Raw genomic sequence first — 24,775 nt, forward strand, 5'->3', positions numbered from 1 at the left:
CCCACGCTGCGGAGTGAGGAAATGAAGATAGTGGTACCCGTGAAGCGGGTCATCGACGCCAACGTCAAGGTCCGCCTCAAGACCGACGGCAGCGCCGTCGACAGCGACAACGCGAAGATGTCGATGAACCCGTTCGACGAGATCGCGGTGGAGGAGGCGATCCGTCTGAAAGAGGCCGGCGCGGCCAGCGAGATCGTCGCGGTCTCGATCGGTTCGGACGCCTGCCAGGACGTGCTGCGCGCGGCGCTGGCGATGGGCACCGACCGTGCCCTGCTGATCCGCACCGAGGCGGTGCTGGAGCCGCTGGCGGTGGCCAAGCTGCTGCGCGAGGTGGTGGCGCGCGAACAGCCGCGGCTGGTGATCTGCGGCAAGCAGTCGACCGACGGCGACGCCAACCAGGCCGGGCAGATGCTGGCGGGCCTGTTGGGCTGGCCGCAGGCGACCTTCGCCTCCCGGCTCGACCTCGGCGCCGACGGAGCCACGGTGACGCGGGAAATCGACGGCGGCCTGGAAATCATCGCCGTCACGCTGCCGGCGGTGGTCACCACCGACCTGCGCCTCAACAGCCCGCGCTACACCACGCTGCCCAACATCATGAAAGCCAAGAAGAAGCCGCTCGACGTCGTCGCGCTGGACGAGTTCGGCGTCGACACCCGGCCGCGCCTGACCACGCTGGGCCTGGCCGAGCCGGCCGCGCGCAGCGCCGGGGTGAGGGTGGCCGACGTGGCCGAGCTGTTGGCGAAATTGAAGAACGAGGCAAAGGTGATCTGAATGACGGCCCTGATTATCGCTGAACACGACAACGGCTCGCTCAAGAGCGCGACCGCCAACACCATTGCCGCGGCGCGCCAGCTCGGCGTCGAGATCCACGTGCTGGTGGCCGGCAGCGCCTGCTCCGCCGCCGCCGAACAGGCAGCCCGTCTGCGCGGCGTGGGCAAGGTACTGATGGCGGATGCGCGGCATTACGAGGGAGGGTTGGCCGAAAACCTGGCGGCGCTGATCGTCTCGCTTGCCCCGTCCTACAGCCACGTGCTGGCGCCGGCGACCACCTTCGGCAAGAACGTGCTGCCGCGCGTGGCGGCGCAGCTCGACGTCGGCCAGGTGTCGGACATCGTCGAGGTGCTGGCGCCGGACACCTTCGTGCGGCCGATTTATGCCGGCAATGTACTCGCCAAGGTGCGCTGCGACGACCCGATCAAGGTGATCACGGTACGCGCCACCGCGTTCGAGGCCACCGGCCAGGGCGGCACCGCGCCGATCGAAACCATCGCCCCCGGCCCCGACCTGGGCATGTCGCGCCTGCTGGCACGCGAGCTGACCCATTCCTCCCGCCCGGAACTCACCGAAGCCAAGATCGTGGTGTCCGGCGGGCGCGGTCTGCAAAGCGGCGAGAACTTCAAGCTGCTGGAAACCCTGGCCGACCGGCTCGGTGCCGCGATCGGCGCTTCGCGCGCGGCGGTCGACTCGGGCTTCGTGCCCAACGACTACCAAGTGGGACAGACCGGCAAGATCGTCGCCCCGCAGCTCTACATCGCGGTCGGCATTTCCGGTGCCATCCAGCATCTGGCTGGCATGAAGGGCTCCAAGGTGATCGTGGCGATCAACAAGGACCCGGAGGCGCCGATTTTCCAGGTCGCCGATTACGGCCTGACCGCCGACCTTTTCCAGGCCGTGCCGGAGTTGATCTCCGCGCTTGGCCAGTGACCGTTCACCACCCGACCCCGCACGCAGGCCAGCGGCACGGCCTTGTCCGACGCCTTCGGCCAACGTGCGGGCCCGGGTTCGCAAGAGGATAGAGAAATGAGTCAGTACGTTGCCCCGGTGCGGGACATGTTGTTCGTGATGCAGGAACTGGCCGGCTTGGCCGACGTGGGTGCGTTGCCGGGCTGGGAGGAGGTGGGCGGCGAGCTCGCCGAGGCGGTGCTGGAAGAAGCCGGCCGCTTCGCCGGCGAGGTGATCGCGCCGCTCAACGTGGTGGGCGACCGCGAAGGCAGCCGTCTCGTCGACGGCAAGGTGGTGGTGCCCACTGGCTTTGCCGAGGCCTACCGCCAGTTCGTCGAGGCGGGCTGGGGCGGCATCTCGTCGCCGGAAGCGTTCGGTGGGCAGGGCTTGCCGCAGCTCTTGGCCAAGCCGGTGACCGAGATGTGGAAATCCGCCTGTCTGGCGTTCTCGCTGTGCCCGATGCTGACCCAGGGCGCGCTGGAGGCGCTGCTGCACCACGGCACCCCGGAACAGCAGAACGCCTACCTCGCCAAACTGGTGTCGGGCGAATGGACCGGCACCATGAACCTGACCGAGCCGCAGGCCGGTTCCGACCTCTCGGCGGTGCGCAGCCGCGCCATGCCGGAGGGCGATCACTATCGCATCTTCGGCAACAAGATCTTCATCACCTGGGGCGAGCACGATGTCACCGACAACATCGTGCACCTGGTGCTGGCGCGTCTGCCGGACGCCCCGGCCGGGGTGAAGGGCATCTCGCTGTTCGTGGTGCCGAAGTACCTGCTGAATGCCGACGGCTCGCTCGGCGAGCGCAACGACGTGCAGTGCGTGTCGCTGGAGCACAAGCTTGGCATCCATGGCAGCCCGACCGCGGTGCTGGCGTTCGGCGAGAGCGCCGGCGCGATCGGCTACCTGGTCGGCGAGCCCAACCGCGGCCTGGAATACATGTTCACCATGATGAACCACGCGCGGCTGGCGGTGGGGCTGGAAGGCGTGGCGATTTCCGAACGCGCCTACCAGCAGGCGCGCGACTATGCCCGCGAGCGGGTGCAGGGCAGGGCGCTGGGCCACGAGTCGGCCGGCGCCATCATCCGCCACCCCGACGTGCGCCGTATGCTGTTGACCATGAAATCGCAGACCGAGGCGATGCGGGCGCTGGCCTACGTCACTGCGGCCTACATGGACCAGGCTGCGCGCCACCCCGATCCGGCCGAGCGCGCGCGCTACCAGTCCCGCGTCGAACTGCTCACCCCGGTGGTGAAGGGCTGGTGCACCGAAACCGCGCAGGAAGTCACCTCGCTCGGCGTGCAGGTCCATGGCGGCATGGGCTTCATCGAAGAAACCGGCGCCGCCCAGCACCTGCGCGACGCCCGCATTACCACCATCTACGAAGGCACCACCGGCATCCAGGCCAACGACCTGCTCGGCCGCAAGACGCTGCGTGAACAGGGCAAGACGCTGCTGGCGCTGATCGAGGAGATGCGCGCCGACACCGTGCGCGTTGGCTCCCTGGACGGCGAGGCTTTCCGCCAGTTGGCCGCGGCGCAGCATGTGGCGATCAAGGAACTGGAAGGCGCCACGCGCCACCTGATCGAGGCGGCCGCCGTCGACCCACGGCTGGCCTTCGCCGGCGCCGTCCCTTACCTGATGCTGCTGGGCACCGTGTGCGGCGGCTGGCAGATGACGCGGGCGGCGGGAGTCGCCCAGGCCCGCATCGCCGCCGGCGAACCGGTGGCCTTCTACCGCGCCAAGATCGACACCGCGCTGTTCTACGCCGATCACATCCTGCCGCGCGCCATGACGCACGCCTACGTGGTGCGGCACGGTGCCCGCGCCACGCTGGCGCTCGACGAGTCCGCGTTCTGAGGAGGGGAGGATGAACGCGCGCGAAAGTATGGAATACGACGTGGTGATCGTCGGCGGCGGCCCTTCGGGGCTCTCCGCGGCGATTCGCCTCAAGCAGCTGGCGGCCGAGAAGGGCCAGGAGATCAGCGTCTGTCTGCTGGAGAAGGGCTCCGAGATCGGCGCCCACATCCTCTCCGGCGCAGTGCTTGAACCACGCACGCTGAACGAACTGATCCCCGACTGGAAAGACAAGGGCGCGCCGCTCAACACCCCGGCCCAGAAGGACCAGTTCCTGCTCCTGACCGAGACCGAGTCGATCCAGCTGCCCACCCCGCCGCAGATGCACAACGAGGGCAACTACATCATCAGCCTCGGCAACTTCTGCCGCTGGCTCGGCCAGCAGGCCGAAGAACTGGGAGTGGAAATCTACCCCGGCTTCGCCGCCGCCGAAGTGCTCTACCACCCGGACGGCTCGGTCAAGGGCGTGGCTACCGGCAACGTCGGCACCGGCAAGAACGGCGATCAGGACGGAGAGCCCGGCATCGAGCTGTGGGCCCGGCAGACCGTGTTCGCCGAGGGCTGTCGCGGCTCGCTCACCAAGACCCTGTTCGAGCGTTTTGACTTGAGAAAGGGATCCGACCCGCAAACCTACGGCATCGGCATCAAGGAACTGTGGGAGGTGAAACCCGAGCTGCACCAGCCGGGCAAGATCACCCACACCGCCGGCTGGCCGATGGACACCGCCACCTACGGCGGCTCCTTCCTCTACCACCTGGAGAACAACCAGGTGGTGGTCGGCTTCGTGGTGGGCCTGGACTACCAGAATCCCTACCTGTCGCCGTACGAGGAATTCCAGCGCTTCAAGACCCACCCGGCCATCAAGGACGTGTTCGAAGGCGGACGGCGCCTGTCCTACGGCGCGCGCGCCATCTCCGAAGGCGGCCTGCAGAGCATTCCCAAGCTCACCTTCCCGGGCGGGGTGCTGATCGGCGACACCGCCGGCTTCCTCAATGTGCCCAAGATCAAGGGCACCCACACCGCCATGAAGTCCGCCATGCTCGCCGCCGAGGCGATCGTCGAGGCGTTGGCCACGGCCCAGGAAGGCCAGCCGGTCGAGGCCACTGCGTACACCGCCACGTTCAAGCAGAGCTGGCTCTACGACGAACTCCACCGCGTGCGCAACATCCGCCCGGCGTTCCGCTGGGGGCTGTGGCCGGCGATGCTCTACTCGGCGCTCGACACCTACCTGTTCCGCGGCAAGGCGCCGTGGACGCTGCACCATAAGCACGCCGACCACGAATGCCTCAAGCCCAAGGACGAGTGCACCCCGATCGCCTACCCCAAGCCGGACGGTGTGCTGACCTTCGACCGGCTGTCGTCGGTGTTCATCTCCAACACCAACCACAGTGAAGACCAGCCGGCGCACCTCAAGCTGAAGGACCCGAGCGTCCCGATCAAGATCAATCTGGTGCAGTACGACGCGCCGGAGACGCGCTACTGCCCGGCCGGGGTGTACGAGATCGTCGGCCGCGAGGAGGGCGCGCCGCGCCTGCAGATCAACGCGCAGAACTGCGTGCACTGCAAGACCTGCGACATCAAGGACCCGACCCAGAACATCAACTGGGTGACGCCGGAAGGCGGCGGCGGGCCGAATTACCCGAACATGTAAACGGCCGTGCAGCCAGGTCTTGCCCGGAGCGCTTCGCCCTCCGGCAAGCGCCGGTCTGCGCCTGATAACAAGCACACCTTCACACAAGAGAGAGAACAGAGATGACAGACAATAATTTGACCATCGGCGTGGTTGGAGCAGGGCAAATGGGGCGCGGCATCGCCCAGGTCTGCGCCATGGCCGGCATGACGGTGCTGCTCAACGACGTTTCCGAGCAGGCCGTCGCGCGCGGCATCGACACCATCGCCGGACAGCTCGACCGGCTGGTGACCAAGGACAAGCTGAGCGCCGGCGCCCGCGACGAGGCGCTGCGTCACCTGAAGCCGGCCGCCAGCCTGGAGCAACTGGCCCAGTGCGATTGCGTGATCGAGGCTGCCACCGAGAACGAAGCGCTCAAGCTCGACATCTTCCGCCGCCTCGACGCCATCGTGCAGCCCAACGCCGTGCTCGCCAGCAACACCTCTTCGATCTCGATCACCCGCATCGCGGCGGCGACCCAGCGCCCCGACAAGGTCATCGGTATGCACTTCATGAACCCGGTGCCGGTGATGCCGCTGATCGAGGTCATCCGCGGCCTGCATACCTCGGACGCGGTGTGCCAGGCGGTCACGCTGCTGGCCAAGCAGATCGGCAAGGTGCCGGTGGAGGTGAAGGACGGTTTCGGCTTCGTCGCCAACCGCCTGCTGATTCCGATGATCAACGAGGCGATCTTCTGCCTGCACGAGGGGCTGGCCAGTGCGGAGGACATCGACACCGTGATGAAGCTCGGCGCCAACCACCCCATCGGCCCCCTGGCGCTGGCCGACCTGATCGGGCTCGACACCTGCCTCGCCATCATGGCGGTGCTGCACGAGGGCTTCGACGATTCGAAATACCGCCCATGCCCCTTGCTCAAGCAGATGGTCGACGCCGGCCTGCTCGGTCGCAAGACCGGCCAGGGCTTTTTCCGCTACAACACATAAGCCAACCCGATGGCCGTCACGGAGCTGGCGCGCGGCGCCGGCTTCGCCGATCACCCTGACAACAGGAGGCATCCGCCATGTCCAGCGAACCCAATGTGCTGCTCGAGATCGTCGAGCCTTCCATCTACCGTCTGACCATCCATCGCCCCAAGGCCCTGAACGCCCTGAACCGCGCCACCATCGCCGAGCTGGGCGCGGCGCTTACGACCGTCGCCGCCGATCGCTACGCGCGCGCGCTGCTGGTGACCGGCGCCGGGGACAAGGCTTTCGTGGCCGGCGCCGACATCCGTGCCATGCAGGACATGAGCCCGATCGAGGGGCAGAGCTTCGCCCGTGAAACGATGGCGGTGTTCCGCCAGCTGGAAACCCTGGCGATCCCGGTGATCGCCGTGGTCAACGGCTACGCGCTGGGCGGCGGTTGCGAGCTGGCGATGAGCTGCGACTGGATTCTGGCGGGTGAGAACGCCGTCTTCGGCCAACCCGAGGTCAACCTGGGGCTCACGCCCGGCTTCGGCGGCACGCAGCGCCTGACGCGGCTGGTGGGGCGCGCGCGCGCCCTGGAGCTCATCACCACCGGACGGCAGATCAAGGCGGACGAGGCGCTGCGCTGGGGCCTGGTCAACCATGTCTTCCCCGCCGGGCAACTGATGGACGAAGCGCTCACCATGGCGCGGCAGGTCGCCAGCAAGGCGCCGATCGCGGTGCGGCTCAGCAAGGAGGCGGTGCAGCGCGGCCAGGACCTCGACCTCGACAACGCCTGCCAGTTCGAGGCCCAGGTGTTCGGCCTGGCGTTCTCCACCGAGGACAAGCGCGAGGGCGTGGCAGCCTTCCTCGACAAGCGCACTCCCACCTTCAGCAACCGCTAGCCCCCCGTTTTACCGGAGAGAGGGCGCGCTCGCGCCGCCTCTCCGGCGTTGTACCCCCGCAGCACTGAACCACCCACCATAACAATCAAAACTTCCAAGGAGGAAAACTATCATGACTGCACCTCAGCAGGGTCTTCAGATCGTCGAAACCCGTACCACCATCGCCGACCCCACTGCCCTGGGCGTGTTCGGCCTGTCGCTGGTCACGTTCGTGGCGGCCTCGGCCAAGATGCACTGGACCGAGGGGGTAGGCTATCTGATCCCGTGGACGATGTTCCTGGGGTCGATCGCGCAGATCTGGGCCTCGTCGCTCGACTTCAAGAAAAACAACTACTTCGGCGCCATCGTGCTGGGGGTGTACGGTCTGTTCTGGATGGCGGTGTCGATGCACTGGGCGATCAGCCTGGGCTGGTTCGGTGCCATCAACCCAGCCCAGTTTGACCCCAAGCAGATTGCCTTTGCCTTCTTCGGCTACGGCATCTTCTCGCTGTTCATCATGGTGGTGGCGTTCGAGACCAACAAGGTGTTCGCCACCATCGTGGTGCTGATCAACGTCCTGCTGTTTTCGCTGGGTTTTGCCGCGCTGGGCGTGGCCAAGGCTCAGTTCAGCACCGCCGCGGCCTGGTCGGAACTGTTGATCTCGCTGCTGGGCTTCTACGCCTGCGGCGCGATCTTCTTCCGGAATTTCTTCGGCCGGGAAATCCTGCCCCTGGGCGCCCCGCTGGGTCTGATCAAACGTAGCTGATGCCCATCCCCGGGCGTGCCTGCGGGCGCGCCCGTTTCATTACTTCCGCCCACGTGTCTGGTCGAATCGACCGTTTTCCTGCCGGGGCGATGGAGTATCCCCCGCATAAAGAACCACAGTCGATCTGCCACTCCACACGCCGCTAGCGCCGCACGCTCACTTCGAACAGCGCGGCGGCACGCTCGGGCGGCTGCAGTTGCCCATCCACCAGAAAGATGCGGCGGTCGGCGGCCTGGGCGAAGGTGGGGTCGTGCGTGACGGCGACCACGGCGCGGTTCTGGTTGCGCGCCAGGTCGTGCAGGATGTCGCGCACGTTGGCGCTGGCGTGGGTGTCGAGCGAGCCGCTCGGTTCGTCCGCCAGGATCAGCTGCGGGTCGTTCGACAGCGCACGCGCCACGGCCACGCGCTGGCGCTGCCCGCCGGACATCTGGCTCGGGCGCTTGTGCATCTGTTCGGCCAGATCGAAGGTGCGCAGCAGCTCGCTCGCCTTGTCGCGCGCCTCGTCTTCTTGCAGGCGCGCCAGCTTGCGCATCGGCAGCATCACGTTGTCGAGCGCCGAGAATTCTTCCAGCAGAAAGTGGAACTGGAACACGAAACCGATGCGTTCCAGCCGGATATGGGCGAGGTGGTCTTCGCTCAGGCCGGTGGTCAGGGTGTCGTCCAGCCACACCTGGCCGGCGGTGGGCATGTCGAGCAGCCCCAGGAGATAGAGCAGCGACGACTTGCCCGAGCCGGACGGCCCCATGATGGCGACGAACTCGCCGCGCGCGATCTCCAGATCGATGTTCTCCACCAGCGTGGTGGGCACGTCGCCCGGCAGCACGCGCGTGAGCGCCTCCGTGCGCAGCACCGTGCTCATGCCGCGCCCCGCAGGATGTCCACCGGGCGCACGCGTCCGCCCTTGCGCGCCGGCAGGTAGGCCGCCACCAGCGCCGAACCCATGGCGAACGCGGCGGCCAGCGCCATCTGGTCCCAGCCCCAGTAGATCGGCAGAAAGGCTTGCGTGGTGATGAACGGGCTTTTCACTTCCACCCGCGCGAGGCCGGCCATCAGCGCCAGTCCGAGGCCGGTGCCGAGCACGCTGCCGACGAGGCCGAGCAGGGCGCCTTCGATCAGGAAGATCCGGCGGATGTCGCGCGCGTGAAAGCCGATCGACTTGAGGATGGCGATGTCGCGGGTTTTTTCCAGCACCACGGTGGATATCACGTTGTAGATGCCGAAGGCGGCCACGATCAGGGTGGCGGCCACCACGCTATACATGATGATGTTGCGGATCTTCACCAGGTTCATGATGTCTTCGCTGGCTTCCTGCCACGATTGCGTCTTGTAGCCGAGCGCACGTTCGATCTGGCCGGCGACGACCGGCGCACGCGCCGGATCGTCCAGTTTGAGGATGAAACGGTTGGCCACGTTAGGTCGGCCCAGCAGTGTTTGCGCGCGCTTGAGGATGATGAAGGTCTGTCCCTCGTCGTAGGCAGCGGTGCCGGTACGGAACAGGGCGACGATCTTCATCACGCGCACCAGGCCGGTGGGGGAGGTGACCGAAATCTTGTCGCCGAGCTTGGCGCGGAATTTGTCGGCGAGACCGGTGCCGATGATGATGCCATCCGGGTCGGAATGCAGCGAGGCGAGCGAGCCGGATATGAAATACTGGTCGATGGTGCTGACGTTCTTCATCAGGTCCGGCTCGATGCCGTTGATGGCGGCGCCCAGGTCCTTGCCGGCGAAGGTGAAGATAGCCTGCCCGAGCAGCACCGGCGCCACGCGCAGGCCCGGCAGACGGCTGACGAAATCCAGCTTCTGCTTGTACTGGCGGATGCCGCGCACCTCGGTTTCCGGTTTGACGCCGCGGATTTCCACCGCGCCGTGCGCCGCCGCCAGCTCGGCCGCCTGCGGCTTGGCCTGGCGGAATTCGTCGTACACGGTGATGTGGGCCGAGTTGTCCACCAGGCGGCGCATGAAATCCTGCTCCGAGCCACGCATCAGGGCCGACACGGCGAGAAAGAACGCCACGCCAAGACCGATGCCGGCGAGCGAAACCAGCGTCTGGCGCCGGCGCGACAGCAGGTGGCTGAGCGCGATCGAGGCCGCCAGCTTCATCGCGAGGTTCCTGCCGGCGCCGCGGCGGGCGGGATGCGCACCTTCTGACCGTCTTTCAGTTCGGCCGGCGGTTCGGTGATGAAGGTGTCGCCATCGGTCAGTCCGGCCCGCACCTCGCTGCGGTCCGCTCCCTTGGCGCCGAGCGTGAGGCGCTGCTTGTGGGCCCGGCCGTCGCGCACCAGCCAGATCGTGCTGCCGTTGAGCGCCGTGCTCGGCACCAGCAGCGCGTGTTCACGCCGGGCCAGGATGATGTTGACCTCGGTGGTCATGCCGATCATCAACGGGGTGCCGGGAAGCAGGGCGATGCGCACGCGGTAGTTGCGTGCCAGCGGGTCGCCCTTGGCGGTGATCTCGGCCACCTTGCCTTGGAATACCCGTCCGGGGAAACCGTCGGCGGTGATCTGGGCCGGCTGGCCCACTTTGACGCCGGCGATGTCTTCCTCGTCGACCACGGTGGTGATACGCGGCGGTGCGCCGGACTGGGCCAGGTAGAACACCGGCTGGTTGACCGGGATGAAGTCGCCCACCTCGCCGTCGCGGCGGATGATGCGCCCGGCGCCGGGCGCGCGCAGCGTCATGAATTTGATCTGCTCTTCGATGCGGCGCGTGGTGGCGCGGGCGGAATCGAACGTGGAGCGGGCCTGATCGAGCTGATCGATGGTGGCGAAGCCGGAGCTGAACAGCGCCTGTACGCGTTGCCAGCGCTGCTCGGCGTAACGCAGCCGGGCCTGTTCGTCGCCCAGGCTGGCACGCAGGTCGCTGTCGTCGAGCCGGCCCAGGATTTGCCCCGGCGTCACCTGGGCGCCTTCGTCCGCGCGCAATTCGACCAGCCGCCCGCCGACCTGCGGAGCGATAGTGACTGTCACGCTGGCTTCGACGTTGCCGGTGGCGTACACCGCCTGGATGGCCGGCCCGCGCGTGGGGTGGCCCACCTTGACCATGGGGGGCGCAAGCCAGTGCCAGAGCAGGACGGATAGCCCGGCGGCGAGCAGCAGGAAGAAAGCCCCTTTGCCTGCCCGATAGAGGGTGGTTTTTCGGTGGGAACGGCTATCGTTCGATGCCATATCGTGTCATTGGTCGCTTCATAAACAGGCGCTACGGCCAGCGAAATACGATTCCACCTGCGTGAGGTGGCGCTGCGCGAACCCTTCATCTGCCTTGCTATCGATGGTTCGGCCAACCCCGTCAAGCCGTCGAGCACGTTGCGTGGAACTATGTTGACGATAGATCGCGCCGCCGGCGAGTGCCATGCGTGGGGTCAAGATTTATACAGAATGGATGGGGCGGGGTCGGAGCAGACGGTGATCTACCCGTGCCGGCAAATCACATGCGACAACACGGTGGCGAGCCATGTCTACCGGCGATGACGGTACGCCAGGCACGGTGCAACGTGGGGAGGGTTCAATCGAAGCGGTCGTCGCGCACCTGCACCATGCCCTGTTCGACGCGCACCGGGAAGGTGGCCACCGGTTCGTAGGCGGGCGGGCCGAGCGCCGCGCCGGTGCGCAGCGAGAACTGCGCGCCGTGGCGTGGGCAGACGATGCAGTCACCCAGCACCTCGCCACCGGACAGGGTCTCGGCTTCGTGGCTGCACAGGTCTTCGATGGCGTAATAGCAGCCCTCGACGTTGAATACGGCAATCGCCACGCCGTCGGCGTCCACGGTACGGAAGGTTCCGGGCGGGAAGGCGTCGGCCGGGGCCACGTCGAGCCAGTCGCTCATCACAGCAAGCCCAGTTCCAGGCGTGCCGCCTCGCTCATCATGTCCTGCGACCAGGGCGGTTCCCACACCAGTTCGACCTCGGCCTCGTGCACGCCGTCGACGCGTTCCACCGCCTCGGCCACCAGGGCGGGAAAGGTCTGCGCCACCGGGCAGCCCGGCGCGGTCAGCGTCAGGTCGATACGGACCTTGCCCTCGGCGTCATCCACGTCGAGCGCGTAGACGAGGCCCAAGTCGTAGATGTTGACCGGAATTTCCGGGTCGTACACGGTGCGCAGCGCCTCGATCACGCGCTGCTGCAATTCGGAAACCGGGGGCGGGGTGGCGTCGTCGTTGCGGTGATGCCAGTGGAACAGGTCCATCGTCTTCACTCCGTCGATACCGGCTGGTCGCTCTGGTGCAGCGCGGCCAGCAGGGTATGCCAGGCCAGGGTGGCGCACTTCACCCGGGTCGGAAACTCTCGCACCCCGGCCAGCACGGCAAGCTTGCCGAGCGGCGCTTCGGCGGGAGTGGCGTCCTCGGCCGTCACCAGCGCATGGAAGACGGCGAACAGCGCTTCGGCCTCGGCCTCGGTCCTGCCCTTGAGCGCATCGGTCATCAGCGAGGCCGAGGCGGTGGAGATGGCGCAACCGGCGCCTTCGAAACAGGCGTCCTCGATCACGCCGTCCACCACCTTGAGCGACAGCGAAAGATGGTCGCCGCACAGCGGGTTGAAACCCTCGGCGTGGCGGTTCGCTCCCGCCAGCGGGCCGAAATTATGTGGCCGGCGGTAGTGGTCGACGATGAGTTCCTGGTAGAGTTCGCGCAAGTCGGACATCAGCCAAACACCTCCCGGGCCTTGCGGATGGCGTGCATCAGCACGTCCACCTCCTCGGCCGTGTTGTAGAGGGCGAACGAGGCGCGCACCGTGGCGGGCAGGCCGAAATGCGCCATCACCGGCATCGCGCAATGGTGTCCGGCACGCACCGCCACCCCTTCCAGGTCCAGGATCGTGCCGATGTCGTGCGGATGCACGCCCTCCAGGGTGAACGCCAGGATGCTCGCCTTGTCGCGCGCCGTGCCGATCAGGCGCAGGCCGGGTATCTGCATGGCCTGGGCGGTGGCTTCAGCGAGCAGGGCCTGCTCGTGGGCGGCCACAGCGGGTAAGCCCAGCGCGTTCAGGTAGTCGATGGCCGCCCCCAGGCCGATGGCGCCGGCGATATTCGGGGTGCCGGCCTCGAACTTGTAGGGCAGGTCGTTGTAGGTGGTGCCGGCGAAACTGACCTGGCGGATCATGTCGCCGCCGCCCTGGTAGGGCGGCATCGACTCCAGCAGCGCCGTCTTGCCGTAGAGCACGCCGATGCCGGTCGGCCCATAGAGCTTGTGGCCGGAAAAGGCGTAGAAATCGCAGTCGAGCGCCTGCACGTCGACCGGCCGGTGAGCGACGGCCTGGGCGCCGTCGACCAGCACCACCGCCCCGGCGGCGTGGGCCAGCTCGATCAACTGGCGCACCGGGTTGACGGTACCCAGCGCGTTGGACAGCTGCGTCACCGCCACGAGGCGGGTCGCCGGGCCCAACAGGCGGGCGAATTCGTCGAGCTTCAGCTCGCCCGCCTCGTCGATGGGGGCGACGCGCAGCAGCGCGCCGCTGCGCTCGCACAGCAGCTGCCACGGCACGATGTTGGAGTGGTGCTCCATCTCGGTGATCAGGATCTCGTCGCCGAGCCGCAAACGTTGGCCGAAGCTCGCCGCCACCAGGTTGATCGCCTCGGTGGTGCCGCGCACGAACACGATTTCCTCGCGCCGGGCCGCGTTGATGAAGCGCCGCACCGTGTCGCGCGCCGCCTCGAAGGCTTCGGTGGCACGCTGGCTCAGGGTGTGCACGCCACGGTGCACGTTGGCGTTGATCTCGCCGTAGTAACGCGTTTCGGTCTCGATCACGCTCTGCGGCTTCTGGCTGGTGGCGGCGTTGTCGAGGTAGACCAGCGGCTTGCCGTGCACGGTCTGGCTCAGGATGGGGAAATCCTGCCGCCAGCGCGCCACGTCGAACCCGGGCAACTCATCACGGCGGACGGCCTCTTGCTTCACCACGGCATTCATACCAGCTCCTTGACCCGCTCGGGCAAGCGCCCCAGCAGCAGTTTTTCCAGCCGCGCCCGCAACGGCGCCATGTCGATCCGGCCGACCATCTCCGCCGCAAAGGCGAAGGTGAGCAGGGCGCGCGCGTCGGCCTCGTCCACCCCGCGCGAGCGCAGGTAGAACACCTGCTCCGGGTCGAGCTGGCCGACGGTGGCGCCGTGGCTGCACTTCACGTCGTCGGCGTAGATTTCCAGTTGCGGCTTGGTGTCGATTTCGGCGTTGTCCGACAGCAGCAGGTTGCGGTTGGCCTGATAGGCGTCGCTGTGCTGGGCGTCGGCCTGCACGATGACTCGGCCGTTGAACACCGCGCGCGACGCGCCGGCCAGCACCCCCTTGTAGAACTCGCGGCTGGTGCCGTAGGGCCGGGCATGGTTGATGCGGGTGTGGTGGTCGCTGTGCTGCCGGCCGTCGGTCATGTAGAGCCCGTCGAGCGTGCAGGCGGCGTGCTCGGCGTTGAGCCCGACGCGGATGTCGACGCGCGCCAGGCCGCCGCCCAGCGCGAACGAGCGCGAAACGAAACGGCTGCCTTGCTGTTGGTCGACATCCAGCGCGGCCACGTGGAAGGCCTTGAGGGACTCCTGCTGCAGCTTGAGGTGTTCGACCTCGGCATCTTGCCCGACCACGAGGTCGGTGGCGGTGTTGCTCAGGTAGGCGCCGTCGCCCAGCGCCACATGGTGTTCGATCAGGCAGGCGCGGCTGCCGGCCTCGGCACGCACCACGTTGCGCGTGTGCAGCGCCAGCCCCGCTTCGGTGGTGACGAACAGCAGGTGGACCGGCGTCTCGAGCGCCACCCCGGCGGCCAGTTGCAGGTAGGCGCCGTCGCTGAAGAAGGCCTGGTTGAGCGCGGCGAAGCCCGACGGGTAGCCATCTGGCAACACGCCCAGCACGCCCTCCAGCCGTTCAGGATCGCGTTCCAGCACCTCGGCGAGGCTCGCCAGCGTGACCCCGGCCGGCAACGGGCCGATGTTCGACCAGCGCGGCTGGTAACGGCCATTCACGAACACCAGGCGCTGCGTTCCCGCCAGCCCCCAGGCGTCGATCAGCCCAGGAGCGACGCCGTTCGCCGTCGGAGGGGGCGGCATGAAGCGGCTTTTCTCGATGGCGGCGACACTGGTGTACTTCCAGTCCTCCTGGCGCAGCGTCGGGAAACCGGCCTCGGCGAAGAATGCCAGGCCCGCCTCGCGCCCGCGCCGCAGCCACGGCAGCTCGCTACCCGGCAAGGTCGTGGCGACGCGGGCGAAGGCGTCGCGGTAGAAGTCGGCGGCAGGATTCATGTGCCGCCTCCCGCCTGTCCCGCCGCTGCCTCGACCCAGCCGTAGCCACGGTTTTCCAGCTCCAGCGCCAGCTCGCGCCCGCCGGACAAGGCGATGCGGCCCTGTGCCAGCACGTGCACCTGGTCCGGCACGATATAGTTGAGCAAGCGCTGGTAGTGCGTCACCAGCACCATGGCGCGTTCCGGGCTGCGCATGGCGTTGACTCCGCCGGCGACGACCTTGAGCGCGTCGATGTCCAGGCCCGAGTCGGTTTCGTCGAGCAGCGCGAGGCGGGGCTCGAGCACCGCCATCTGCAAAATCTCGTTGCGCTTCTTCTCTCCGCCGGAAAAGCCTTCGTTCACCGAGCGGTACAGCAGGCCGGTGTCCATGCCCATCAGCCGGAGCTTGTCCTTCACCAGCGCGAGGAAGTCCACCGCGTCCAGCTCCGGCTCGCCACGGTGCAGGCGCAGCGCGTTCACCGCCGCCTTCAGGAGGTAGATGTTGGCGACGCCGGGAATCTCCACCGGATACTGGAACGCCAGAAAAATCCCCTCGCGGGCCCGCAGCTCGGGGGACAGCTCCAGCAGATTGCGCCCCAGGTAGCGCACTTCGCCGGCCGTCACCGTATAGCCCTCGCGCCCGGCCAGCACGTGGGCCAGCGTGCTCTTGCCCGAGCCGTTGGGGCCCATGATGGCGTGCACCTCTCCGGCACGCACCGTCAGATCGAGGCCGCGCAGGATGGGCTTGTCGTTGATCGAGACGTGCAGGTTGCGGATTTCGAGCATGGTCTGTTCCTTGTTAGCCGATGCTGCCCTCCAGGCTTACCCCCAGCAGCTTCTGGGCCTCCACCGCGAACTCCATCGGCAGTTCCTTGAATACTTCCTTGCAAAAGCCGCTGACGATCATCGACACCGCGTCTTCCGGCGCGATGCCGCGGCTCTGGCAGTAGAACAGCTGGTCCTCGCCGATGCGCGAGGTCGAGGCCTCGTGCTCGACACGGGCGGTCGGGTTCTTCACCTCGATGTAGGGGAAGGTGTGGGCGGCGCAGCGGTCGCCCAGCAGCAGCGAGTCGCATTGCGTGTAGTTGCGCGCGCCGACCGCGCTCTTCGCCACTTTCACCAGGCCGCGATAGGCGTTGCTGCCGTGCCCGGCCGAGATGCCCTTGGAGAGGATGGTGCTGCGCGTGTTCTTGCCCAGGTGGATCATCTTGGTGCCGGTATCCGCCTGCTGGTAGTGGTTGGTCAGCGCCACCGAGTAAAACTCGCCGACGGCGTTGTCTCCCTGCAGGATCACGCTGGGGTACTTCCAGGTGATGGCCGAACCGGTCTCCACCTGGGTCCAGGAAATCTTCGAGTTGTCCCCACGGCAATCGCCGCGCTTGGTGACGAAGTTGTAGATGCCGCCGTGGCCCTCCTTGTCGCCGGGGTACCAGTTCTGCACCGTGGCGTACTTGATCTGGGCGTCTTCCAGTGCGATCAACTCGACCACGGCGGCGTGCAGCTGGTTCTCGTCGCGCATCGGCGCGGTGCAGCCTTCCAGGTAGCTGACGTAGGCGCCCTTGTCGGCGATGATCAGCGTGCGTTCGAACTGGCCGGTGTTGCGGGCGTTGATGCGGAAGTAGGTCGACAACTCCATCGGGCAGCGCACTCCGGGCGGGATGTAGCAGAACGAGCCGTCGCTGAACACCGCCGAGTTGAGCGAGGCGAAGAAATTGTCGGTGTAGGGCACCACCGAGCCCAGGTACTGCCGCACCAGCTCCGGGTGCTCGCGCACCGCCTCGGAGAACGAGCAGAAAATGATGCCGAGCCCGGCCAGCTTGTCCTTGAAGGTAGTCGCCACCGACACGCTGTCGAACACCGCGTCCACCGCCACGCCGGCGAGCAGGGCACGCTCTTCCAGCGGCACACCCAGTTTCTCATAGGTGCGCAGCAACTCCGGGTCGACCTCGTCCAGGCTTTGCGGCCCGTCCTGGCGCGACTTCGGCGCGGAGTAATAAGCGATGTCCTGGTAATCGATGGGAGGGTGATGCACGGTGGACCAGTGCGGCTCGGCCATGGTGAGCCAGTGCCGGTACGCGCGCAGGCGCCATTCCAGCAGGAAGTCCGGCTCGCCCTTCTTGGCCGAAATCAGCCGGATCAGGTCTTCCGACAAGCCGCGCGGCACGGTGTCGGTCTCGACGCTGGTGAAAAAGCCGTGCCGGTATTCCTGGCTGATCAGCTCGTCGAGCTTGACTGTCGAACTGGCCATCTGCCTCTCCTGTCGATTTCGCTCAGCCATGACCGCCAGAACGGTGCCGCCGGTCATGCTGCGCCCGCCGCCGCTCCGGCATTCCCGCCGGCACCGGTTGCGTCATGTCCTCCAGCGTCAGGCCATCGAGGGTCTGGCGCAGCGCCCGGTCGATGCGCTGCCAGTGGCGGCGCAAGGCGCACGCGTTCTCCTGCGGGCACAGACCGGCCGCCACGCTGCATTCCGTGACGCCGAACGGGCCCTCCAGCGCGTCGATGACCTGGACGATCGAAATCTCCCGCGGTGGCCGCGCCAGCAGGTAGCCGCCGTGAGCGCCCCGCAACGAGTGCAGCAAGGCCTTGCGCGCCAGGGTCTTGAGGATTTTGCTCGCGGTGGGCAGGGCGACCCCCACCGCGCCGGCGAGCTCGGCGGCGCTGTAGACATGGCCCGGTTCACGCGCCATGTGGGCCATGATCACGGTGCCGTAATCGGTCAGCCTGCTCAGCCGCAACATCTCCAAGTCCCTGTTCTTTATATAGAATCAATTTAGTCCTATATGTTCCGCAGGGCCAGGTCGATGAGCCTCTGGCAGAGAAAAAAGAGGCGTCGGGCACCCGGCCCGGCTCACCCCGCCAGGGAAGGAGGCAACGGCATGAAATTCATTTTCGAAGTTCGCATGCGGCCCGGCTACACGGTCGAGGAATACGCCGAGGCCTGGATTCGCGCCAGCGAGATCATCCAGCGCACGCCCGGTGCCCGTGGCACCTACCTGCATCGCAAGATCGGCGCCCCCGACACCTTGCTCGCCATCGCCACCTGGGAGTCGAAGGCGCACCGAGACGCCAAGGACGACCGGCGCGACGAAACGGTCCGCGCCATTCTCGAAAAGCATGCGGCCAATTGCGACATCACCGTGATCGGCGAATTTGACGAACCCGAATGGTCCGTGCTGCCGCAAGGCGCAGGGCGATGAGCGGTACACCGCCCAGGGGAAAGGGACGGAGCCGCGCCGTGTCGCTCGCCCCACGGCCGCGCCTTGACTTGGCCTGACTCGCCGTCAAGTCAAAGCGGCGAGGGACCTTATCGGCCGCCCAGCGGGGCGCGGTTGGCCACGTATTCGGGCGAGCGGGATAGCTGCCCCAGTTGCTCGGACAGGAAGTCGATCAGCGTGCGCACCTTTTGCGGCAGGAAGCGGCGCGCCGGGTAGAGCGCATACAGCGCCGTGCTTGGCTTCTCCCAATCTGGCAGCAATTCAACCAGCCGCCCCGAGGCCAGGTCTTCGCTGACCAGTACGCTGGGCTGCAGCGCGATGCCGAGCCCGGCGCGGGCCGCATCGATCAGCACCGCGCCGTCGTTGGTGCTGAGCGAGCCGGACACACGCACGGTCACGGGCGACTGGGGCGGGCCGAAGCTCCAGGTGTTTGACTCCAGCGGGCGGCTGTAGCGCAGGCAGTTGTGATGGACAAGGTCGGCCGGTGTCTGCGGCGTGCCGTGCTTCTCCAGATAGCTCGGCGCCGCCAGCAGCGTGCTGTAGATCGGGCCCAGCAGCAGCCGGGCGATGAGGTTTTCCTCGCTGGCGTGCAGCGAGGTGCGCAGCGCGAGGTCGTAGCCTTCTTCGACCAGGTCGATGTGGCGGTTGGTGAGCATCAGGTCGACGCTGATTTCCGGATAGCGGCGGTGAAACTCGGTCAGCAGCGTGCCCAGCCGACGTTGGCCGAAGGCGACGCTGGCGGTGATGCGCAGCGTGCCCGCCGGGGTCTGACTCTGGCGGCTGGCCACCGCCGCGGCTTCATCCACCTGCGCCAGGATGGACGCCACGCGCTGGATGTAATCGGCGCCGACTTCGGTCAGGGACAGGCGCCGGGTCGAGCGATGCAACAAGCGCACGCCCAACTGCTGTTCGAGTGCCGCCACGTACTTGGTGACCATGGCGCGGGACAGGTCCATGCGCTCGGCGGCGCCGGCAAAACTGCCGGCTTCGGTCACGGTCTGGAAGACGCGCATGGCAGTCAAGGTATCCATAATTTCTTTTTAGTTAATTACCCATTTCATTTTCCCCGGTTTATTCCCAACGAAGCAACTGTTGAAATACCTCCATGACGCCCCGCACGACAACGCGGCGCCGCTTTTCCGGTAACCGAGGTCGTTTCGGCCCCGCGGACACCGCCCAACATGGAGATTTGCAGCATGAAAAAAATCAGCTTCGCCGCCGCCTTGCCCTGTACCGCCTTGATCGCCTTCGCATGTGCCGGTTCGGCTTACGCCGGCAACGACAACTATTACGTCGACAACCTGGGTGGCGCCACCGTCAAGACCGCCGCCACGGCACCGCAAGCGTCCTTCGGCACCCGCACCGCGGTGATCGATGCCGACACCCATCTGCGCCTGACGGTGGCGCAAGACGGTAGCGTGCAGCCTGGCTCGGTCGGCGTGCCGCGCGACGACAGCATGGCCTTTCACGTCGCCAACAACAGCGCCCAACCGGTGAACGTGGTGATCGAAGGCGAAGGAGCGGCCCCGGTCACCATCGGTCAGGTCGGCGCGCACAAGGAAGCCAACTTCGCCTGGCGCTTCGACAACTTCAAAGCCGTGCCGCGCGCACTCAAGGTCGGCCAGTCCGCCGTAAAACTGTACGTACTCAACCCGCGCAGCACCAACTGATCGCCACGCCACCCTGTCCGCCCGAGCCCCGGAACCCCGGGGCTTTTTAGACTTCCGGCCCGGCCGCTTTGCTATAACCAAAGCCAAGACCCAGGCATGGTCGGGAGCCCCCGCAGGTTTGAAACCCCATGCGTGCTGAGGGGTATGCGTCATTTTTTCCTCCCACAACCCATCGCCTGCGTCGGATGGGGCGGCTAACAACGACACCACATGATGACTCTCCCCAGCTGGCGCGATTGGCTGTTTTCGGCCAAGACCTTTCTCGCCGCGATACTGGCCCTGTACATCGGCATGGCCCTTGGGCTGCCACGCCCTTACTGGGCGATGTCCACGGTGTACATCGTGTCGCATCCGCTGATTGGCGCCACCCGCTCGAAAGGGCTTTACCGGGTCATCGGCACCCTGATCGGCGGTGCCGCTGCCATTCTCTTCGTGCCCCGCTTCGTCAACGAGCCGATCATGCTGAGCCTGGTCATTTCGCTCTGGACCGGCACGCTGCTGTGCCTATCGCTGCGCGACCGCACACCGCGCAACTACCTCTTCATGCTCTCGGCGTACACCTTGCCGATGATCGCGCTCCCCGCCGTGTCCCAGCCCGAGGCGGTGTTCGACATTGCACTGGCGCGCAGCGAGGAAATCGTGCTCGGCATCGTATGTGCCAGCGTGGTTGCCTCCATCGTGTTTCCCAGCAAGGTGGCGCCGGTGCTCGAAGCCCGCATCGGCGCCTGGTTCAAGGACGCCGGCGCCTGGGCGGCGGAAGCCCTGTCGCCGGCCTTCGCCAGCAGCCACCCGGCGACCCGCCATCGTCTGGCCGCCGACATCCTGTCCCTGGACCAGTACATCACCCACCTGGCCTACGATGCCGCCAACGCGGACATGGTGCACACCACGCGCGAACTGCAAAGCCGCATGAGCATGCTGCTGCCCATCCTGTCCTCGCTCACGGCGACGCTCGACGCCGCACGCAAGCTGGAGCAGGACGTTCCCGCCCCGTTGACCGGCCTGATGGAAGCCATCGCCCGCTGGATACTCTCGTCGCCCGGGGCCAGGGGCCGCGACGAGGCGGCACGTTTTCAGCGCCAGCTTGCCGATGCGCGCCGTAGCGGCCCGGACGCGGAATGGAACGATCTCTTGATCGCGCACGCCGTCACGCGCCTGCAATCGCTGATCCGGCTGTGGCAGGACTGCCTCGACCTGCGCGACATGATCGCCCGGGGCGAGGCCGATACCGCGTGGAAACCGGCGTACCGGCGCTGGGAACTCGGCGGCAAGGCGCGCCATTACGACCATGGCATGATCCTGTTCGCGGCGGCATCGGCCTCGCTGGCGATCTTCCTCTCCTGCCTGCTGTGGATCGGCATGGGCTGGAACGACGGCGCCAGCGCGGTGATCCTGGGCGCCGTCTCGAGCTGCTTCTTCGCCGCACAGGACGAGCCGGCGCCGCTGATCCGCACCTTCTTCACCTGGGCCGCGGTCAGTATCCCGCTCACCGCCGTGCTGCTATTCCTGATCATCCCGGCCGCGCACGAGTTCGAAACCCTGGCGCTGATGCTGGCCATCCCGTTCCTCGCCATCGGCACCCTGGCATCGCACCCGCGCTTCACCATGGCCGCCATGCTGCTGACGGTCAACACCGCTTCGTTCCTCGGCCTGCAAGGTGCCTACGATGCGGACTTCACCGCCTTCTTCAACAGCAGCGTGGCCGGGGTGTGCGGGGTGCTGTTCGCCTTGTGCTGGACCCTGCTGACGCGGCCGTTTGGCGCCGAGCTGGCGATGCGCCGCCTGCTGCGCGCCAGCTGGAAAGACCTGGCCGAGACCGCTGCAGGCAGCCACCGCGGCGATTACGCCAACCTCACGTCGCACATGCTGGACCGCCTGGGCCTGCTGGTGCCGCGCCTGGCCGCCAGCGACGATGACCACGGCGATGCCGGCTTCGGCGAGTTGCGGGTAGGGTTCAGCACCCTGGACCTGCAACGCGATGAACACCGCCTGCCAGAGACAGCGCACGTGGCGATCGACCGCGTGCTCCAGTCCGTCGCCGGGCACTACCGGGAATGCGTCGGCCACCATGGCCAGCGTCAGCCTCCCGCTTCGCTGCGCGAGGAAATCGACCGGGCCTTGAGCCTCACCAAGGCGGAGCTGGGCAGGGCGGCGCGGGAAGCCCAGAACGCCCTGGTGGAATTGCGCATCACGCTGTTTCCCGATGCCGCCCGCTTTGTCGCGCTGACCGGAGCCCCCGCCACGGCCCCCTCCGCAGGAGAAACCCCATGATTGGCGAAATCGATCTCTACGGCGTGTTCATCCCCAGCCTGCTGGTGCTGATGCTCGGCGCCCTGGCCGTCACCGGCTGCCTGCGCTTTGTTCTGATGCGGCTGGGCGTCTACAAGCTCGTCTGGCACCGCTCGCTGTTCAATTTTGCCCTTTACGTGATCGTGCTCGGCGGCACGGTTGCCTTGACTCGCGGATTGCACCCATGAAAAAAAACATTCGAAACGCAGGGTCGGTGATCCTGACCCTGACTGTCGTCGTCATCGCCGCCGTGGTCGGCTGGCACCTGTGGGATTACTACAGCAACGCGCCGTGGACCCGGGATGGCCATATCCGTGCCGACGTGGTCCAGATCGCCCCGGACGTCTCCGGGCTGATCACCACCGTATCGGTGCGCGATAACCAGCTGGTGAAGCGCGGCCAGGTGCTGTTCGTGATCGACCGCGCCCGCTACGAGCTGGCGCTGAAGCAGGCCATGGCGGCGGTGGCGGCGCAACGTGCCACGCTGGCGCAAGCCCGTCGCGAGACCGTCCGCAGCCGCGCCCTGGCCGACCTGGTGGCCAAGGAAAACCTGGAGGAAAGCGAGGCCAAGGTGCAGCAAGGCGAAGCCACCCTGGCCGCCGCCGAAGCCGCGCTCGACGTCGCCCGCATCAACCTGGAACGCACCGAGGTGAAAAGCCCGGTGGACGGCTACCTGAACGACCGCACGCCGCGCCTGGGCGATTACGTCACCACCGGACGCCCGGTGCTCTCCATCGTCGATGCCCATTCCTTCCACGTCGACGGCTACTTCGAGGAAACCAAGCTCAACAACGTGCACATCGGCCAGCCGGTCGACATCCAGATCATGGGCGATGCGCACACCCTGCGCGGCCACGTGCAAAGCATCGCCGCCGGCATCGAGGACCGCGACCGCAGCAATGGCGCCACCTTGCTGCCCAACGTGAACCCCACCTTCAACTGGGTGCGTCTGGCACAGCGGGTGCCGGTGCGCATCGCGCTGGACGAGGTGCCCGACGACTTCCGCCTGATTGCCGGACGCACCGCCACGGTATCGGTACAGACGGTCACCACGCTGGCCAAACCCGCCGCCAAGCACGGGGAGGCCCGCTCGTGAAACGCCTCTCCGTTCTCGTGTCGCTCGCCCTGCTGGGCGGGCTGACGGCCTGCACCACGGTCGGCCCGGATTATCGCGTGCCGGATAACGCCATGGTGCGCGCGCCCTCGGCCAACGGTGCCTTCATCGGCGGCAACGGCGTCGGGGTATCGCTCGACCCGGTCCCCGCCGGCTGGTGGCGGCTCTACCGCGACCCGGCGCTGGACAAGCTGGTGAGCGAGGCGCTCGAAGCCAATACCAGCATCCGCATCGCTTCGGCCAACCTGCGCCGGGCCATGGCGGTGGTGACCGAAGTCGACGCCGAGCGCGGCCCGCACGCCGGCGTGACGCTGGCCGCCAAGCGCGCACGGGAGGCCGGCGAAGCCTTCCTGGTCGAGGAAAAGCTGCCGGTGTTGAACGAGGGCGACGCGGGCATCCAGATCGCCTACCAGATCGACCTGTTCGGCAAGCTGGCGCGCGCCGAAGAGTCCGCCCACGCCAGCGCCGAGGCCAGCGAAGCGGCGCTCGACCTGGTGCGCGTCTCGGTGGCGGCGGAAACCGTGCGTTCCTATGTGCAGATGTGCTCGGCGGGGCACGAACTGGCGGTCGCGCAGCATGTGCTGGACCTGCAGAACCGCAGCGTCGACGTCGCCCGCCGCCTCGCCGACGCCGGGCGTGGCCGCATCACCGACGTGCTGCGCGCACGCTCCCAGGCCGATACGCTGCGCGCCACGCTGCCGCGCTTCCAGGCCGAGAAAGACGCCGCCCGCTACCGGCTGGCGGTGATGGTCGGCAAAACTCCGCAACAGCTGCAAGACGCCCGGATCGACTGCCAGACCGAGCCGCGCATTGAGCAACGCATCCCGGTCGGCGACGGTGCCGCGCTGCTCAAGCGCCGCCCCGACGTGCGCGAGGCCGAGCGCCAGCTCGCCGCCGCCACCGCCCGCATCGGGGTAGCCACCGCCGCGCTCTACCCCAGCATCATCATCGGCGCCTCGGCAGGGTATAGCGGCATCCTCGAACACCTCGGGGAAGGGCGCACCGAACGCTTCGGCCTCGGCCCGCTGATCAGCTGGACGATACCCGACAGCGGCGCGCGCGCCCGGGTCAAGATCGCCAAGACCGACGCCGAAGCCGCGCTGGCGCGCTTCGATGGCGTCGTGCTCAACGCCCTGCGCGAGACCGAAACCGCGCTGAGCTTCTACTCGCGCAACCTGCAGCGCCAGGCCGACCTGCAGACGGCACGCGACGAAGCCCGCGAAGCCGCCGAGCAGAACCGCCGCCTCTACCAGGCCGGGCGCGTGCCCTACCTGTCGAGCCTCGACGCCGAGCGCACCCTCGCCAACACCGAAGCCTCGCTGGCCAGCGCGGAGAGCCAGCTTGCCGTCGACCAGGTCAACCTGTTCCTGGCACTGGGTGGCGGCTGGGAGAGCGAGGCGACGAAGTAAACGGACCTCCCCGGAAAGCCGGCGCGCCGGGGCAGGGGGCAGGCTTCGGCCAACCCTGCGCTGCGCCGAACCCCGCCTGC

At 67.2% G+C, this 24,775-nt stretch carries 25 protein-coding genes; 13 read left to right on the plus strand and 12 right to left on the minus strand.

The genetic code is table 11. The features are described 5' to 3' along the window. Positions 1-21 precede the first annotated feature (21 nt). The 7 genes from AC3WG5_RS03700 (at position 22) to AC3WG5_RS03730 (ending at position 7,806) form a co-directional block, all read left to right on the plus strand. A complete protein-coding gene (locus AC3WG5_RS03700; RefSeq protein ID WP_492567832.1) occupies positions 22-771 on the plus strand; it encodes an electron transfer flavoprotein subunit beta/FixA family protein in 750 nt (249 codons plus the stop codon). Continuing rightward, positions 772-1,704 (plus strand): electron transfer flavoprotein subunit alpha/FixB family protein, encoded by a 933-nt coding sequence (locus AC3WG5_RS03705; protein ID WP_492567833.1) that lies wholly within the window; start codon positions 772-774, stop codon positions 1,702-1,704. It begins immediately after the preceding gene. Positions 1,705-1,800: 96 nt separating this feature from the next. After that, positions 1,801-3,585, plus strand: a complete 1,785-nt coding sequence (locus AC3WG5_RS03710; protein WP_492567834.1) for an acyl-CoA dehydrogenase — start codon at positions 1,801-1,803, stop codon at positions 3,583-3,585. A 10-nt stretch (positions 3,586-3,595) separates the two neighbouring features. Beyond that, positions 3,596-5,233 carry an electron transfer flavoprotein-ubiquinone oxidoreductase gene (locus AC3WG5_RS03715; protein WP_492567835.1) on the plus strand — a complete coding sequence of 546 codons (1,638 nt, stop codon included), beginning with the start codon at positions 3,596-3,598 and terminating at the stop codon, positions 5,231-5,233. A gap of 101 nt (positions 5,234-5,334) precedes the next feature. After that, positions 5,335-6,195 carry a 3-hydroxybutyryl-CoA dehydrogenase gene (locus AC3WG5_RS03720; protein WP_492567836.1) on the plus strand — a complete coding sequence of 287 codons (861 nt, stop codon included), beginning with the start codon at positions 5,335-5,337 and terminating at the stop codon, positions 6,193-6,195. Positions 6,196-6,272: 77 nt separating this feature from the next. Continuing rightward, positions 6,273-7,061 carry an enoyl-CoA hydratase-related protein gene (locus tag AC3WG5_RS03725; RefSeq protein WP_492567837.1) on the plus strand — a complete coding sequence of 263 codons (789 nt, stop codon included), beginning with the start codon at positions 6,273-6,275 and terminating at the stop codon, positions 7,059-7,061. 112 nt (positions 7,062-7,173) lie between these two features. Next, positions 7,174-7,806: an acetate uptake transporter gene (locus AC3WG5_RS03730; protein WP_014087260.1), complete on the plus strand. Its 633-nt coding sequence runs from the start codon at positions 7,174-7,176 to the stop codon at positions 7,804-7,806. A gap of 142 nt (positions 7,807-7,948) precedes the next feature. On the opposite strand, the gene AC3WG5_RS03735 is transcribed toward AC3WG5_RS03730, so the two are convergent. The 11 genes from AC3WG5_RS03735 to AC3WG5_RS03785 form a co-directional block, all read right to left on the minus strand. Further along, positions 7,949-8,665, minus strand: coding sequence for an ABC transporter ATP-binding protein (locus AC3WG5_RS03735; protein WP_492567838.1), 717 nt, complete (start codon positions 8,663-8,665; stop codon positions 7,949-7,951). After that, positions 8,662-9,906 carry an ABC transporter permease gene (locus AC3WG5_RS03740; RefSeq protein WP_014087262.1) on the minus strand — a complete coding sequence of 415 codons (1,245 nt, stop codon included), beginning with the start codon at positions 9,904-9,906 and terminating at the stop codon, positions 8,662-8,664. Before AC3WG5_RS03740 ends, AC3WG5_RS03735 begins: the two co-directional genes overlap by 4 nt. Continuing rightward, the gene (locus AC3WG5_RS03745) at positions 9,903-10,970 is read right to left on the minus strand and encodes an efflux RND transporter periplasmic adaptor subunit (protein WP_492567839.1); all 1,068 of its coding nucleotides are present in this window, start codon (positions 10,968-10,970) and stop codon (positions 9,903-9,905) included. The genes AC3WG5_RS03740 and AC3WG5_RS03745 overlap by 4 nt, the downstream gene beginning before the upstream one ends. 337 nt (positions 10,971-11,307) lie before the next feature. Continuing rightward, on the minus strand, positions 11,308-11,628 hold the full coding sequence (locus AC3WG5_RS03750; protein ID WP_492567840.1) for a non-heme iron oxygenase ferredoxin subunit: 321 nt from the start codon (positions 11,626-11,628) through the stop codon (positions 11,308-11,310). Beyond that, complete coding sequence (locus AC3WG5_RS03755; protein WP_008952585.1) at positions 11,628-11,987, minus strand: SUF system Fe-S cluster assembly protein; 360 nt, start codon at positions 11,985-11,987, stop codon at positions 11,628-11,630. Before AC3WG5_RS03755 ends, AC3WG5_RS03750 begins: the two co-directional genes overlap by 1 nt. 5 nt (positions 11,988-11,992) lie before the next feature. Further along, complete coding sequence (gene sufU, locus AC3WG5_RS03760; RefSeq protein ID WP_492567841.1) at positions 11,993-12,442, minus strand: Fe-S cluster assembly sulfur transfer protein SufU; 450 nt, start codon at positions 12,440-12,442, stop codon at positions 11,993-11,995. Then, positions 12,442-13,704, minus strand: a complete 1,263-nt coding sequence (locus AC3WG5_RS03765) for a SufS family cysteine desulfurase (RefSeq protein WP_492567842.1) — start codon at positions 13,702-13,704, stop codon at positions 12,442-12,444. Before AC3WG5_RS03765 ends, sufU begins: the two co-directional genes overlap by 1 nt. Further along, positions 13,701-15,017: a Fe-S cluster assembly protein SufD gene (sufD, locus tag AC3WG5_RS03770; protein ID WP_492567843.1), complete on the minus strand. Its 1,317-nt coding sequence runs from the start codon at positions 15,015-15,017 to the stop codon at positions 13,701-13,703. Before sufD ends, AC3WG5_RS03765 begins: the two co-directional genes overlap by 4 nt. Continuing rightward, complete coding sequence (sufC, locus tag AC3WG5_RS03775) at positions 15,014-15,781, minus strand: Fe-S cluster assembly ATPase SufC (protein WP_492567844.1); 768 nt, start codon at positions 15,779-15,781, stop codon at positions 15,014-15,016. Before sufC ends, sufD begins: the two co-directional genes overlap by 4 nt. A gap of 13 nt (positions 15,782-15,794) precedes the next feature. Further along, a complete protein-coding gene (gene sufB / locus AC3WG5_RS03780) occupies positions 15,795-17,243 on the minus strand; it encodes a Fe-S cluster assembly protein SufB (RefSeq protein ID WP_492567845.1) in 1,449 nt (482 codons plus the stop codon). Positions 17,244-17,265: 22 nt separating this feature from the next. Beyond that, positions 17,266-17,736: an SUF system Fe-S cluster assembly regulator gene (locus AC3WG5_RS03785; RefSeq protein WP_492567846.1), complete on the minus strand. Its 471-nt coding sequence runs from the start codon at positions 17,734-17,736 to the stop codon at positions 17,266-17,268. Between the two features lie 138 nt (positions 17,737-17,874). On the opposite strand from AC3WG5_RS03785, the gene AC3WG5_RS03790 reads away from it, so the two are divergent. Beyond that, positions 17,875-18,195 (plus strand): antibiotic biosynthesis monooxygenase family protein, encoded by a 321-nt coding sequence (locus AC3WG5_RS03790; RefSeq protein ID WP_014087271.1) that lies wholly within the window; start codon positions 17,875-17,877, stop codon positions 18,193-18,195. A gap of 107 nt (positions 18,196-18,302) precedes the next feature. Here the strand turns inward: AC3WG5_RS03790 and AC3WG5_RS03795 are convergent, their stop codons facing one another. After that, positions 18,303-19,244, minus strand: coding sequence for a LysR family transcriptional regulator (locus AC3WG5_RS03795; protein WP_482581672.1), 942 nt, complete (start codon positions 19,242-19,244; stop codon positions 18,303-18,305). Between the two features lie 165 nt (positions 19,245-19,409). Between AC3WG5_RS03795 and AC3WG5_RS03800 the strand changes: the two genes are divergently transcribed. The 5 genes from AC3WG5_RS03800 (at position 19,410) to AC3WG5_RS03820 (ending at position 24,695) form a co-directional block, all read left to right on the plus strand. Then, positions 19,410-19,883, plus strand: coding sequence for a VCBS domain-containing protein (locus AC3WG5_RS03800; protein WP_492567847.1), 474 nt, complete (start codon positions 19,410-19,412; stop codon positions 19,881-19,883). A 210-nt stretch (positions 19,884-20,093) separates the two neighbouring features. Beyond that, positions 20,094-22,154, plus strand: coding sequence for an FUSC family protein (locus AC3WG5_RS03805; protein WP_492567848.1), 2,061 nt, complete (start codon positions 20,094-20,096; stop codon positions 22,152-22,154). Next, positions 22,151-22,360: a DUF1656 domain-containing protein gene (locus AC3WG5_RS03810; RefSeq protein ID WP_008952596.1), complete on the plus strand. Its 210-nt coding sequence runs from the start codon at positions 22,151-22,153 to the stop codon at positions 22,358-22,360. Before AC3WG5_RS03805 ends, AC3WG5_RS03810 begins: the two co-directional genes overlap by 4 nt. Further along, positions 22,357-23,268 (plus strand): efflux RND transporter periplasmic adaptor subunit, encoded by a 912-nt coding sequence (locus AC3WG5_RS03815; protein ID WP_482581667.1) that lies wholly within the window; start codon positions 22,357-22,359, stop codon positions 23,266-23,268. Before AC3WG5_RS03810 ends, AC3WG5_RS03815 begins: the two co-directional genes overlap by 4 nt. Then, positions 23,265-24,695 carry an efflux transporter outer membrane subunit gene (locus AC3WG5_RS03820; RefSeq protein ID WP_492567849.1) on the plus strand — a complete coding sequence of 477 codons (1,431 nt, stop codon included), beginning with the start codon at positions 23,265-23,267 and terminating at the stop codon, positions 24,693-24,695. Before AC3WG5_RS03815 ends, AC3WG5_RS03820 begins: the two co-directional genes overlap by 4 nt. The last annotated feature ends 80 nt before the right edge of the window (positions 24,696-24,775 follow it).

This window comes from Pseudogulbenkiania sp. FW507-F1 (assembly GCF_058781125.1).